Raw genomic sequence first — 14879 nt, 5'->3', positions numbered from 1 at the left:
GGCAGACGGCCGAAAGCTACGGTGCGATCCGCGACTACTGGCAGGTCGAGACCACGACCGGCCTGCGCCTCTGGCTGTTTCGCAAAGGCGACGGAGCCCACGACTGGTCCGGGTCGGGCGCGTGGTTTCTTCAGGGGATATTCTGATGGAGCCCCGTGATGACCTGATCCCGGCCAGCACCTCGGACGTGGCCGAAGTCCTGATGCACGCGCTGTGCTATGACGGACGCAGGCGGACGCATGACGCCGCCGAGCTGATGGCCCGTCTCGTGGCCGAGCGTCTGGTCGCCTATCTGGAACGCTCCGGATTTGTCGTGATGCGCGCACCCACCAGCAACGCTCCTGACAGCAGCCGACACCCGCATCCCCATAGGCGCTAGGCCATGAGCGTGCCTTATGTCGAATTGCAGGTGACGTCGTCGTTTTCGTTCCTGCGATCGGGCAGCCAGCCGGATGAACTGATTTTCCAGGCGAAGGCTCTGGGCTATGACACCATCGGTCTGACCGACTGGAACACCGTGGCCGGGGTGATCCGCGCCCATCTGGCGGCGCGTGAGGCCGGTCTGCGCCTCTTGCCCGGCTGCCGTCTAACTCTGCGCGATGGCAGTGCGCTCCTGGCCTATCCCCGCAACCGTGCGGGCTGGGCAGGCTTGTGCCAGCTCCTGACCCTTGGCCATCATCGGGGCGAGCGGGACGTGTTCCTTCTGGGATGGGAGGATCTCGTCGCAGCGGCCCCGGACCTCCTCCTGATCCTGATGCCGCCCGAGGATCTGGCAGCGCTTCGCGGGTACGTTCAGAGCCTGCTGGCTCTGCCACGACAAAGGGCAGGCGAAGAAGAGATCCGGTTTCTCGCGCTGACCATGCTCCGGCAGCCTGGAGACCTTGCGCGGCTACACGCGCTCTCGGCGTTCAGTGCGGCACAAGGTCTGGCCTGCGTTGCGACGGGAGACGTTCTCTACCACGATGCGCGCCGACATATTCTTCAGGACGTCGTCACGGCGATCCGGGAAGGCTGTACCGTCGATGATCTTGGCAACCGCCGTCATGTCCACGCCGATCGCCATCTGAAAGCCCCTGAAGAGCAGGCACGCCTGTTTGCTGCCTTTCCGGACGCTCTGGCCAACACGCGACGGATTGCCGAGGCCTGCGCCTTCAGTCTCGATGACCTGACCTACCAGTATCCGACCGAAACCGAGCGCACAGGCGAAAGCGCACAAGACACCCTGACACGTCTGGTCCAGACCGCACTGCCGCGTCGCTACCCGGCCGGGGCGCCGCCTGAAGTCGAGACGCAGATTGCCCACGAGCTGAGGCTGATCGGCTCTCTGGCCTACGCGCCGTATTTCCTGACCGTGAATACGATCGTGCGTCATGCCCGCTCACTTGGGATTGTCTGTCAGGGACGGGGATCTGCCGCGAACTCGGCCGTCTGCTACGTCCTGGGAATCACCAGTATTGATCCGGTCCGCTCCGGCCTTCTGTTCGAGCGCTTCATCTCCGCCGAACGGCAGGAGCCACCGGATATTGACGTCGATTTCGAGAGCGACCGCCGAGAAGAGGTCATCCAGTGGATCTACCGGCATTATGGCCGCCACCGCGCGGCCCTGTGCGCGACCGTGCAGCGCTATCAGCCCAAAGGCGCGTTGCGGGAAGTCGGCAAGGTTCTGGGGCTCCCGGAAGATCTGACCGGCCAGCTTTCAAAGCATGTGGCTTCCTCTCTCGCCGATCCGGATCTGTGCAAAACGCGCGCGGCCGATCTTGGTCTCAACCTGAAGGATCGCCGCCTTAGCCTGACCTTCCATCTCGCGCGCCTGCTTCTCGGCTTTCCACGTCAGCTTGGCACCCATCCAGGCGGATTTGTGCTGACCGAGGATCGCCTGGACGAACTCGTCCCCCTGATGCCGACCGCCATGGACGGGCGGCAGATCATCGTCTGGGACAAGGATGACATCGACGTCCTGCGCTTCATGAAAGTCGATGTTCTGGGTCTCGGGATGCTCGGCTGTCTGCGTCGCGGGTTCGAGCTGCTGCACACCGTGTATCAGACCCGCATGGATCTCGCCGCGATCCCGGCCGAGGATCCGCAGACCTACCGTATGATCCAGAAGGCGGACACGCTCGGCACGTTCCAGATCGAGAGCCGGGCGCAGATGTCGATGCTGCCGCGCATGAAGCCCAGGACATTCTACGATCTGGTGATTCAGGTGGCGATCGTCCGGCCGGGGCCGATCCAGGGGGACATGGTCCATCCCTATCTCCGGAGGAGAGAAAAGCTGGAGCCTGTCACCTATCCGTCCGAGCCCCTGCGCGGCATTCTCGGTAAAACACTGGGTGTCCCGCTGTTCCAGGAGCAGGCCATGCAGGTGGCCATCCATTGCGCGGGCTTTACGCCAGGCGAGGCGGACCAGCTCCGCCGCGCCATGGGAACGTTCAAAATGACAGGTGGGGTGTCGCCGTTCCGGGACAAGCTGGTGAACGGGATGCTGGCCAATGGGTATGAGCAGGACTTTGCTGAACAGACCTTCGCGCAGCTCGAAGGATTTGGCAGCTATGGTTTCCCTGAGAGCCACGCCGCCTCGTTTGCCCTGATTGCCTACGCCTCGGCCTGGATGAAGTGTCACTACCCGGATGTGTTCTGTGCCGCCCTGCTGAACTCTCAACCGATGGGATTTTATGCGCCCTCGCAGATTGTTCAGGACGCACAGCGCCATGGGGTCGAGGTCCGGCCAATCTGTATCAATGCCTCACGATGGGATTGCACGCTGGAGCGCGGCCGGAACGGACGGCACGCGGCGGTCCGGCTGGGGTTCAGGATGGTGCGCGGGTTGGCGAACGGCCATGGGGCCGCCCTGATTGCGGCCCGGATGCCGGACTATGAGAGCATTGACGATGTGTGGCGCCGTGCGGATGTGCCGGTCTCTGCCCTGGAATGTCTGGCGGAAGCAGATGCCTTCCGGGTGTTCGAGCAGATGCGCCGTGCTGCCCTGTGGTCAATCAAGGGTCTCGCCGATACGGCGCTGCCGTTGTTCGAGGCAGCGGATCGGGGGCGGAACTTTCCGCTGCCGGAAGTGATCGAGCCGGAGATTACCTTGCCACTGATGTCAGAGCGGGCCTCAGTGCATGAAGATTACCGGGCGACAGGACTCAGTCTGAGCGGGCATCCGGTCGCGTTTCTCCGAGGGGGCCTGCGAAAAGAGGGGGTCGTTCGTTGCGGGGATCTGTCTTATCTCAGGGATGGGCGCCGGATCCAGCTCACCGGACTGGTGTTGATGCGGCAAAGGCCAGGGACGGCCAACGGTACCATGTTCGTGACCATCGAGGACGAAACCGGCACGGCCAATCTGATTGTCTGGAAGGATGTGCAGGAAAAATACCGCCGCCCCCTTCTCGCGTCCCGTCTTCTGGCCTGTAAGGGACGGCTTCAGAAAGAAGGCGATGTGATCCATGTCGTTGTGCTCAGTCTGGAAGACCGCACGCCATTGCTTCAGGGATCTGAACTGCTCAAAGCACGCGATTTTCGTTAGGGAAGAGCGCCGCTTCGAGCGATCTTATTTTAAGAATGAATATATTGTTGTTGGTGTTGAACCTGTGGAGTTGTGGGCAGAGCCGCGCCCTGTGGTTAGCCTGTAGGGCTGTCCATAAATTCATAGGCCGTTTGTCGTAAACGGTTTTTTGCATCCATAAGAGCAATAGCTGCAAATATGCACGCTAAATAGCAGTTTTTAATCATTATATATGACCGGCTGCGGACAGCTTTGGGGGGAAGCGGAATGTCGGCTGTCAGGCGACGAGAATAGAGAATCTGCCGTTCGTGCATCCTATTATCGTAATCCCTATTGGCGCTTTGCAGGCTCTCACACTATTGGCGAAGATATGAAATGCTACGATTCCAGCCTGATGTAATGGACGAACATCGTGCGACCTGCTTCTTCAGCGATAGCGATTGGTTCGTTGCTCGAGAGACTGGAAACGGCGGTCAATTTCTATATTGGGATCAGCAGCTACAAGGCGGTCGAGGATATCCCCCATGTCGTAACTATTGCTACCTGTATTTCCGCAAATCAGCCAAAGGAGATCAAGAACTTGGAAAGGGAATTTCTCCGGCGCCGAACTGTTCTTAATCGAGTGAATATTGGCTCCTCGATGTGCGCCCAGACTAAAATAAGGCCGTAATTTTATAAGAGCGGCTGGAAAAGATTTACCGGCACCGATAACAAGCGAGGTAAAATCACGATTAAGAGCGTCATCAACGAAGCAGCGCTCTTTCGGCCATATCCTCTCAAAGAAGGGCTCTACCATCTGCTTCCAAGCATCTTCGGCACCGCTTGCATCGTTGCGGATCCAGCGAGCCAAGACACCAAGCACACCTACTCGAACTTTAAGCGGTGCTTTGCGTAGCACACGACTAATCTCTGTTTCGCTGAGGCCCCAACGTTCAGGACTATCGCCCCGCACCAAAGCAAGCGCGGGTCTCAAAATACTCGATGCAATCTGTGTAGCGAAATGGGTATTAGCCGAGGCCTCGGCCACACCAAGTAGCAGTGCTCGAGGTGCCATCGTGGTGACTTCCGGGGTAATGTTGCCGCGTGAGACGAGTATTTCGCGCAGTTTAGCCGCTTCCACCGTAGACGCTGTCAATCGTGGAAGGAGATGCTTTTCGACCAGCATTTTATCAGCGTTAATCATAAAGGCGAACTCATGGATGAGCACCGCCTGCCCCATAATTCCCGATTGGCTGTTATTCCCTGCGATCATGGCAAGCCGCGCAAGTTGGCGTGCTTCATGTTTCCCCCCGCTCTTGCGCGTATGATCGAGTTCAGTGAGAAGCACTTGGACTAATCGGCCTTCGGAGCGATTAATCGCTGCCTCGTAAATGTCCTTCTGAAAGTCGATCTCGTAATCTACGAGAAGGAGTAAAGACCAGAGCCGATCACACCAATTCTCGAGATTAGCGATTAGCGGCCGCGGACCAAACGTCAGCAGGTCGACTATCTTTCCGGTAATCGGCTGCAGAGTTTGCATTTCGATTTTTTCGAGGTGCAGCAAGGCATCCGCAGCGAGTTGGTTGCGGAGTAAAGCATCCTTGTCGGTTGGACGGACTGTCAGGGCCCCTAAAAGATCACCCCACATGGTTATATTCGGTGCAGTCGGTTCAGCCGTTTCGAGTGCTTCAAATGCACCTTTGGGATCTGAGTGGCAATAGCTTCTCCATCCCATTCGCTGATCCATGTCAGAGCGCTGGTCGAACTGCGTGGCGACCATTAGGCGATCATCGGGAGCAGCTTCAAAGATTGGACTGCTGTTATCAGGAACAGCCTGTACATTACCAATATATGAGGTGAAAAAGTCTTGGTCTGCGACTGTGCGATCAAGGTATTGTCGTCGCTCTAAGATTGCTTCGAGTTCAATACGACCGACCTCCGAGAGCACATCTGCTGCGTCAAGCATTTTTAGGCGCAGCCAAACTTCACTGTCTCGAGCAGGTAGGCGCCAATCGACTTGGCCATCTTCCAGCGGATAGCGGGTATAAAAGGCGCTCCCAGTGGTAAGTATCCGCGTTTCAATAGCCTCCCGAAGCGCTGGCGTAGCACCTGCGGCCCTATCGCGCAGCAATAACGCAACCTCGCGGCGGATTTCCCAGAACTTGGTGTCCTCAAATGAGAGTAGCAGTTGTAAAGCCTCGTCTGCCGAAAAGGCAGATGTATTTCGGACGACATGAAGCAGTAATCTGGCGCCTAGCCGTCCTGGCCAAGTCTGCCATTGCACCGCCAGTGCACGGGCCCTATCTCGATCGGAAATGATCGCCTTAGGAAAGGCATTCACAATTGCCCGGACAAGTAAGATCAGACCACTATTGTATTCGTTCTGGTCGTGATCTTCGATTGAGGGCACATTGTAGTCGCTCGTGTCGTAGTCATCGTCTATCATCTCAAGTTCGGCTGCTTGCTGCAGTAATGAGTGAAGAGCTTCACTGCTAAGCTCAAGAATGCGCACCACATGGGAGTCGACACGGCTCAACGCCTTGAGAATCTCGGTTGCGCCATATTCGTTGACGACACGTAGATCAAGCCTGGCAAGATCCGACAACCGCGGCGCGACTGCTACTGCGTCGACAACTCCTTTGTTTTCGCCCCAGCCCTTATTGCCGAACTGCCACGGCCGCTCGGCAATAAGTCTCGGGGCAAGCAGTTCCACCGATTGCCTCAGATCCTTTTCTAGGATTAAACCGGAGGCGAGCTTCTGACTGAGTAAGTGGGCAGTTTCATCGAAATCGTCAATCCAATCGGACCCAAGTAGTATGCGCCAAGTCCGGAGCCAGGTAGGCGATTCGGGTGGGGTTCGTAATAGTAACTGATCGAGGCGTGAGAAGAGATTATTGCCAAGGATCAGCTGCCATTCGAGTGCAGTTGTAATACGCCTAGGGTCCTCGAAATTACGTCCGATCCAAGCGGAAACCACCATGCTGGCATCTTGAGCGGACCAAAGTTTATTATTCTGAAAGACGCGGAACCAATTAGCATCAGTTATCGTATCAAGGGCAATTGGCCAGAGATCGCTACAATCGGTAAAGAGCCAAGATAGCTCGCGCAGTTGCTGATCAGTGAGCGCACTGCTGTCGCCAACTAAGATTTTTTTTACGCGCTCCTCACGCGACCTCTTGGGGTGCTCAACGATATCCGCGAGATGTTGAAGGTCACGCCAAAGGGGGGAATGATCAGGTGAATTTGTGATAGAGTTGCGCTTGCAGTAAGGCAGTGGCGTAACCGCAAGAGTACCCCACCCCTTTTCTGCGTCGACAGGGTTAGCCTCGTAAGCGTCGAAAGCATATACGGGGCGCAGATCAGGAAAACGGGCCCGGTCAGCTTCCAGCACGTTCAGAAAATAGCGGACTGGAGCATCGGTAGCGCTGTAACCGAGGAGCACAATAGTTTTGCAGCGAGCAAGATCGAACAAGAATCGCGAAGCCCAGCCTGAACGCATATAAGCATCGCCATAATCGGCGCTAGTAAGCACCAACGGCGTCGCCTCAAGGTCTAACTTTAGGTCGGCTAGTCTGCCGTGAATATGGATGATCCCCGAGAAGTCAGGGCTTCCTGGCGAGGGAAGTGATTGGCCAGCGAAGCTTTGTTGACCAATCACCGAGACAGATTGTTCCAGTGCATGCTCGAGTAACGTATCAAAATTGGTGGTAACAACGAGGACACGGTTGCTGCGATCGCGAGAGAGCCTCAGCACCGTACGATGCTGCTCAAAACGAGGATGAGAAGGTAACACAAGCTGGCTGGAAACTGTTCGTACCATCGCCTTTTGATCAGCAAGTCGACGCTGGAGCGCTCCGAGCACTTCCTCGAAACGCAGATTATCGTAGGAATGCTTCTCGGAAGCATCCATCTCGATACCAAGCCGTTCATATGTCTGGTCAACCAGACGTTTGAAGTCTGGAAGCTGTGGTGCGCTGATGCCAGAACCACAGAGAAATACGACATCGCCAGCGATCAAAGCGTCGACGAGTGCCGAAGGAAATTCCGGCCCACGATCGGAGAAGCGGAGTGTCAAAATAAAATACTTTCAAAAACAGAAAAATCGAAAATGAATAATTATATCCTGCCTGTCAGTTATTATACGGTTGAGCAGAAAGGTGCTCTTGGAGACAATTTTTAGGGGGCGACATTGGTGTGACTGGCAATAGGAAATAATCTATGTTAACGTCGTCCGACAGCCTACCCTACAAGGATCGTGGAATACGATCTGACACAGCTTTCGTTCTAGGCAACTCCCTCTGCTGTAGTGGTTTCAAAACGCCGTCGACAAACTCAACAATAATTTGGGTTGGTGTATCGCGCTCCAAGAGTAATTTCTGAGTCTGGGTCAGGTTGGCAGATATACCTTTTTGCGTCGCTCTAAGAGTGTTTTGAACCTCTTTTATCTCTTCACGCACTTTTTTCCGCCGATCAACAAGAGTCTCAGATTGATTCCATCTGCTCTTAATGCCCCCAACGTCCTTGTCCCCTTGGACTGTAACCCATTTTTTAATACTTTCGATTTCATTAAGCCCTTGCTGAATGCTTTCGAGCCGTGCGGACTTCAACGCCACTTCACCGGGGAAAAGACTTAATATGTACCAAGAGAGCGCTCGCGTCTTCAGGCAAACCTCTAAATCCCCCACGACCTGACCTAGATTGCGATACTTGTCAGTAGTATTTTTAAATAGGCTTTCCGTTCCGAACATATCGTCGTCTGTAAGTGACGTATGTGTCCGACGTTTGATATCAGCAATTAGATGAATCTGAGTAGATAATAAATCCCGCTCACAAGCTTCCAGTTCCCCCCGAATTTTAAAGTTCATCTCTCCTTGAGTTAACGCACTATGGGCTTGCTGCAGATACTGGTAGGTTCCAATAATGCTGGCACGACGCTCATCTTCTAGGAAATCACTAATATTTTTTACCGATTTCTTGATTTCGCCTAATTTTTGGCTGATATCAGCCATGTGCTTCTGAGCGACAATAATAGACGCAAGTTGCCAAACTGCTGCTGCATTAACCAGCTTGGTCAGCCCGTTGATATCAAAAAACCGAGCATGTTCTCTAATTCCACTGGATCCCATAGCAAACCCGCGGAAACCGTCACCATCGGCAGCACGAACCAGTCCACCGTTTATTACAACCTCCATGAGACGGCGGCCTTTATGAGCTTCTGCGACAAGTATCGACGGCACTCCCTGCATAACAGCTAAAAGCCGACTTGAGACTGTTAATGAAGGCTCATCTGATAGAGTTTGATTTTCAGAGATGTGATCCAGATCTAGTGAAGGAAGTGACCTTACCGTAACAGATGGATTTTCGAGAGACGTACCGAAATGGATTTCTGGAGAAAACAGGGGAGAGGTCTCCCAATCAGACACAGAGCTACCAGAGCCTGAAACAGGCTGTATAGTGTCTTTATATCTTGCTCGTGAGATATTAACCTTTTTTCCACGGAAAAATATCCATAAAGTGAAAAATAAAGCAATTGGTAGAGTGATAAATTCAAAACAAGTCAAATACATGGTTGATTCCTTAATATTATTGTTATCCCCATCTAAAGAACATTTTTATCTTTCTTTTTTAAGTCCGAATAAAAAGGTAATTTAAGTGGACCTATGATTATCGAATATAAAATTATAGTATCGTATAAGACGTTCGGTCGCTAGGGCGTGGAGTTCGGTGCGGTTTAGGTCCGTAGCTTGAATTATCGGTAGCGGTAAGCTTCGCTGCTTATGACGAACCATCAGTCAATCAGGGGGATGTGATTGATAAAATTCTGTACATATCGGGCAATGTCAAAGCTGCAGAGCGCCTTTTGACCAATTCGCGACGCAAGCACAGTGCGTGTCCATAGCAAATGATCACGGAAATTCTGAATGTCCGCTTTGAAGAAGCTGAAGGTTTCGCTCAGACTTCCGAGATGAGGCGTCTGCCGCCTGTCTGCTTCATATTCCTTGAGCGGACAGGCGGTTCAGGGGGGGAGAGCGGAATGTCTGTTGTTGAGGGGTTGAACAAGAAGTCTGACGTATTATGATACACACCAACGAAGCAGATAGAGCGCGAGATAAAAATCATGTCAGATTTGTTTACCCAAAATAAGGAAATGATTTCTTTCTATGGTTTGTTGGAACATAGTGTTTGCACAATAAAGCCAAAAGATGGGGCATTTGGCGAATATCAGGAGTGGGTTAATTCTTTATGTCAAGGCATAAAACCCGATACGTTTTATGATATATTTTCTAAATTTTCTGTTGATGACATAAAGGAAAAATTTTCAGTAATAAACCTAGAGAATTCCTCCGAGATTGATTGGGATACGTTGCAAGATAGATTTAATGATTATAATGAGGAAAAAACACTGAAGACTATGAAAAGGAACGCTGGCATATCGTGAGCGATATCGAAACGTCTTTTTAATTCTATTCAATCCTCAAAAAAAATTTCGCTGGCAGCATAATCTGATTCAAGGAAATGTTTTATGTCTGCTTTGCAGAAGATAATTTAGGACCCTCAGTGACAGGAAAGAGGTGTAAGCAGCCGGTCCGCTTACGCCTCATCCCAAACAAAGGGCGTTCCTACCTGAAGCACGATTAGCAGATATAACTGTTTCAAGGCCTGTCAGCCGCTTTGCACATGGAGCGGACATGGTTCTTGAGGTATCAAACCATGCATCTCGCGGCGCTCTCGGCCAAATACGGACACTTACCTTCAATCGAAGCGATTGACTGCTCTGCCCTCTAAGTAAAGCCAAATTGCCCTTCGTTAAGTGAAGCTATCCGTTGTCCTGCTGAGACTTTTTTTTCGTTCGGTCTTCAGTCTCGGCCGCAAATCAAGAAAGTGAACAGCTATCGACAAAGAGTCCGCCGAAGCGTGTTCAATCCGTTCCGCCTCTTTGCGCAGTAGGGAAAAAAGTTCATTCACATCGATCCTGTGGCACTCGTCTGGATGATCCCACTTTCGATCCGCCGTAAGGGTCACCATCAGAGCACCAGCACGACTGTGCTCCGCTGCCATGTATTTGTTCACCAGTTGATTCTCAATTGTATCGCGCAAGTCTTTAGCTGTGCGTTTATCCCCGAGCTTGAGTTCGATCACCGCCTCATGGCGAGAGACTACGGAACGCAATCTGATATCGGTTTCTTTTTCATCTGCGGTCACGGCCTCTTGGTCCACAGTGTAGATTGAGTTGGCTGAATGGCTCAGCTCTCGTGCGATTTCTCGGCGCATGACCTTCTCATCTGATATCCCTGCCCAAGCCTCTCGCGGTGAAGCATCACGAAGAAGAAGGTCATCGAGGTCAGACAGTCTATCCTTCATAATCGCAAACATGGCTTCATTCGTTGACGCAGGCGCTTCCCCGCTTCGATCAAGTGCTACCGCTTGAGCCGTATCAAATGCGTGAGCATCAATCTCTTGTGCCCAATTCTCTTCTGCCACAGCCAAAATGCGATCCTTGAAATAAGCACACAAAGGATCTGCGGCCATCTCGAGCTTGGCAGCCAAGCCCTCCTCGCCCTTCGCGTTGAACAGCGCTGTTACAATGTTATTGCGTGCCTGTTCCGCGTCGTCGCGAGTGTCCGGTGAATAGGATCCTTCGTGGTGCGCATCATCTTTTATTCGAACGTGGCAATAGGCCAGACGAAGCAGCCGCAGTAGTAATTGCGGGGTGAAACGTTCGTCACCCAACGCAATTCCGTCTTGGCGATCACCAAATAGGCTGGCCAACCATGTTACAGCGTCTGATCGCTCAGATGGTTCAACTATCTCGATCTGATCAGCCAGCTTCTCGACACCCGCCTGCGGATCAATCCGCATCAAGTTCGACAACCAAGCAACACGCAGAGAAAACGGCAATTGTCGCTCCAATTTTTGGAGTGCCCGCTCTCGAAGTCTCTCAATTTCCGACGCATCGCCATACTTCAAAATAACCCGGCCGATTTGCCGAACCCTTTCGGTCATCCCTGTCGCGTTATCGGTAGAATTGATCCGATCCCCGCCAGCATCTAACCAATTTTCCAGCCGTGGAAGAAATAGTCTCGCAACTCTCTCATGCGCGTAACCCATTCCTTGAAGCAGGCCTGAATGTCCATGCTCACCTGGCGGCCGGCTCAGTTCCCACGACAGTTCATTTCCCAGCGCCCGGTCCACAGCGTTTGGGTGCCTGTCTGCGAGACGCTCGATCCATTGGGGAAGACCATTTAGTTCAGTCAAAGCGTACCGCGCGGCTAACTCAGCTTCGGCATCGCTGAGTTTAGCTGCCCAGTCCGGATCCTCTGCTTCAGCGTAGATCGCGGCCAGACCAAGTTTCCAACGTACAAGAAAAGTATTGCGCTCACCTTCGGGCCGTTCGCTAGGAAAGGTCGGGGGATCATCGCGCCAAATCTTCATCAGCACGCGACGAAGCTTGTCGGCAGTTTCTTGATTGAATTGTTCTTCAATGAAGCGCCGGTTCCAACCTGACGATCGACTGTCATCACCATTGTGACTCATGGCCCGCCATAAGTTCCAAGCCGTGTTCCAACTTTTTTTTGTCGAGAATGCGTTCTCAGGTTGATTGGCTACTTCTCGCCAGAACTGAATCCAACGAGCGTGGTTCTTGGCCTTTCGCCGCTCTTCTTGCTTCTTTCGTTCGGCCTGCTTCTTTTCCCAACGACGATGCTCTTTGTCGTGTTTCGATGGCTTCAGACAGTCATCAAGCTTTTCCGTGAATGAAGGCTCATCCGCTATGAGAGGCCGAAGTCCTTCAACGTGTTCTTTCCATGTATCACGATCCGGCGATAGGCGGATAGCTGCCTCCAAGAGCATTGCGCGTTCACCCATATCCCGGATCTTGTCGCCAAGCGCTTCGGTCACCCAAGTCAGATCTCGGTCAGGCCTAAGCTGGACCGGCCCATCGTGAAATGTGATCTCTGCGAGCCGTCTCCACGGGTCGTTGACTTCATAGAGCGACTGAAGCAGAGCGTCCTCAACCCAGAAGAGACGAGCATTGCCCTCTGCACTTAAATTGCTCAGTCGTTCGCGAAGCGTTTTGATCGGTTCATCGTCGCCATGGTCACGATGATGTAATCGCAATGCAAGTGCGCCAGCACGCAGCCATTCCTCATCTTGGCTCATATCAAGCCCGCGTTCACACGTTGCTGCGAGCGCTCCGCTGAGATGCGACCGATCACTCGAAATATGTGGCCACTCTTTTCGCCATTTAAGCCCCCCTGAGACAAGCGCTAGGAGGCGATCACGAAGTTCCTCAAGAACAGGGAGATCAAGTGGCGATCCTGCTATCAGGCGCGGAAGTTGCCAGCTAAGGTCGCCTACACTCTGCTTCTCCCGCTTTATCCATCGAAGAGTCCGACAAAGCTGCTCAACCGACATGTACTTGGGGAAAAGGCGTAATACGGCACCTCGGGCCACTTTTTCAGGCCAGAGATCACCAGCATCTGCTATACTGGAAGCGATATTTCCGAGCCTCTCATCATCAAGAGCTAATAACGCATCAATAGCTATTATGCGCTCAGCCGCAGGTGCTGCAATGTCCTGAGTGATATCGAATACGATGTCGGCACAATCTTTTATGCGGCCTGCCTCGATAAGGCTGATGAGAACTTCTCGCACATCTGGATTCTCTACTCCGCTACGCCAAATACTGTCGATTTCATCTGCCAGATCGTTCGATGCAAATCGATGGATCTGAATGTGGGGTACCCGAAGGCCTCTCCAGCCACCAGGTCCGTAACACTCAGCATATGCGCGAAGAGCTTGATTTCGTTGCGTTTGCGTTAGCGACTCTGGGTCGCCTTCATCCAAGAGCACGACAGGCTCATTGTCCCGCAAGAGTTCAAATATTCCGTCTTCTTGCAAGGCTAGCCAACCCACCACTGATCGCTTGGACGGGCGAACGATCATCCTGCCTTTCGTTTCCGCGAAGAGAAGCCGCTTGAGAGCTCGAAACGGCATTCCTTGTCCTCGAAGATTTATTAGCCGCTCCGCAGCAAGATACTCCGCCACAGAGCGATGATGGAAGCGCACCCGGCCATATGAAGCGAAGCCAAATAGCGGACGCTCCAGCAGTGCTTTTCGTTGGCTTGCTTGCCAATCGGACAGGATGATCGCGGGATCGAGGGCCTCCTCCTCGTCAACAACGTCGGATGCTGCACTGTGGCGAATTGTTAGACGACGCGTCATTTGAACTGCAAGCGCGAGCCGACTGGCTCCTTCGATCGCCTTGTCGACGGACAATTCCGCCGGTTCAGGTCTGTCGTCTCGAGGCAGCAGCTTCACGCGAACATTCGTGGCAACCTGATCGCGATGCGTTCGAATGCGCGTGTGCTCACGCCAGTCCGCGCATAACTCAATGAGGTCCTGAGGCCTACGTGCAAACTCCAGGGCATTGCGACGTCGTAGATCTTCAAAAAGAAGATCGGGATCGCTTACGCCCTGGTGCCGACAGAAATCGACGATTTTCTTGTCCGACAACGGCATTAAAGCTACGGAACGCCAATCGGGCGATTGGTTCTCGCTTTTGTGGGCGTGTTGCTCTTGTAGCTCACGCATTACGATCTTCGCAAATATCTTTTCATTGGACGTTTCGGACTGTGCCTCAGGAACAGGCAACAGGCTCCTGACCAATTGTCCGTCGAAGGGTATCGGCCGTGTCGTAATAATAATTCTCGCCCGATGGAGCTGATTTCCAATACTCTTTCTTAGTCGTTTGAGGGCGCGTTCAAAGGACCTCAAGGTCAATTTCAGCTCATCAATTGAATCGAGGAAGAACGTTGCGATGTCAGATTGTGATGCGACCCAAGCGTCGAACCTAGCTTCCTCTTCGCTGTCTAGAAGACTGAGAACTTCGTCAGTCGCCAAGGCTGCTAACTCAATGAAGAATGCAGGCTCACCCGCGTCCCACAGACGCTTTGTTTGGCTACGGCACTCATACGTTTTTCCTACGCCAGCCTCAGAAATTAGAAGCACTCTTTTTGAGCGCAGTAGTTCATCCCAAGCTAATACTCGTGCCTGGCCAAAACCTGCTAAGGGCGACCGCTGTTCTGTCTCGCCAAGTTTCCATTCGGAGATGTCTTGGAAAGTGCGGTTGATCATTTATACAGTGTCCTAAGCCAAGTGGGCATATGCAATAAGAAAATTCGTTTGCTCTGCTTCAGCCAGCTATAACGCTAATCAGCAACAAGTGGCGATCCCTAGAGCACACGTTCGTGAAATACGCAGATACTGGTCGGCTTTCCGTCCGTCCTACTGCGCCAGAGCATCATGCTACGCTGGCATAAAAAGCGACTTGGCGCTGCTAGGTCCAATTGACATCCAGAATTCCCAAACCGGCTGATTGCTGTTTCATAGGTCTCCG

The 14879-nt window shown here is 53.0% G+C and carries 6 protein-coding genes; 3 read left to right on the top strand and 3 right to left on the bottom strand.

All coding sequences use genetic code 11. The annotated features are described in order from the left end of the window. Window positions 1-145: 145 nt before the first annotated feature. The gene (locus tag R5H23_RS15105) at window positions 146-379 is read left to right on the top strand and encodes a hypothetical protein (RefSeq protein ID WP_041240859.1); all 234 of its coding nucleotides are present in this window, start codon (window positions 146-148) and stop codon (window positions 377-379) included. A gap of 3 nt (window positions 380-382) precedes the next feature. Beyond that, the gene (locus tag R5H23_RS15100) at window positions 383-3523 is read left to right on the top strand and encodes an error-prone DNA polymerase (protein WP_317215940.1); all 3141 of its coding nucleotides are present in this window, start codon (window positions 383-385) and stop codon (window positions 3521-3523) included. Window positions 3524-3929: 406 nt separating this feature from the next. Here the strand turns inward: R5H23_RS15100 and R5H23_RS15095 are convergent, their stop codons facing one another. After that, entirely contained in the window at window positions 3930-7556 is a 3627-nt protein-coding gene (locus tag R5H23_RS15095) for an SIR2 family protein (RefSeq protein WP_317215939.1), read from the bottom strand. Between the two features lie 169 nt (window positions 7557-7725). After that, the gene (locus tag R5H23_RS15090; RefSeq protein ID WP_317215938.1) at window positions 7726-9048 is read right to left on the bottom strand and encodes a hypothetical protein; all 1323 of its coding nucleotides are present in this window, start codon (window positions 9046-9048) and stop codon (window positions 7726-7728) included. A 551-nt stretch (window positions 9049-9599) separates the two neighbouring features. Here R5H23_RS15090 and R5H23_RS15085 point away from each other — a divergent pair. Further along, on the top strand, window positions 9600-9920 hold the full coding sequence (locus R5H23_RS15085; RefSeq protein WP_317215937.1) for a hypothetical protein: 321 nt from the start codon (window positions 9600-9602) through the stop codon (window positions 9918-9920). A 368-nt stretch (window positions 9921-10288) separates the two neighbouring features. Here R5H23_RS15085 and R5H23_RS15080 read toward each other — a convergent pair whose 3' ends face one another. After that, a complete protein-coding gene (locus R5H23_RS15080) occupies window positions 10289-14617 on the bottom strand; it encodes an ATP-binding protein (protein WP_317215936.1) in 4329 nt (1442 codons plus the stop codon). Window positions 14618-14879 lie beyond the last annotated feature (262 nt).

Origin of the sequence: Gluconobacter sp. GP1 (assembly GCF_032913585.1) — a bacterium.
Taxonomy (GTDB): Bacteria; Pseudomonadota; Alphaproteobacteria; order Acetobacterales; family Acetobacteraceae; genus Gluconobacter; species Gluconobacter cerinus.
This window is presented reverse-complemented; position numbering and strand designations above follow the sequence as displayed.

Coding starts and splice junctions, on each gene's coding strand:
- R5H23_RS15100 (WP_317215940.1), top strand. CDS start 383: ATGAGCGTGCCTTATGTCGAATTGCAGGTGACGTCGTCGTTTTCGTTC.
- R5H23_RS15085 (WP_317215937.1), top strand. CDS start 9,600: ATGTCAGATTTGTTTACCCAAAATAAGGAAATGATTTCTTTCTATGGT.
- R5H23_RS15105 (WP_041240859.1), top strand. CDS start 146: ATGGAGCCCCGTGATGACCTGATCCCGGCCAGCACCTCGGACGTGGCC.
- R5H23_RS15080 (WP_317215936.1), bottom strand. CDS start 14,617: ATGATCAACCGCACTTTCCAAGACATCTCCGAATGGAAACTTGGCGAG.
- R5H23_RS15090 (WP_317215938.1), bottom strand. CDS start 9,048: ATGTATTTGACTTGTTTTGAATTTATCACTCTACCAATTGCTTTATTT.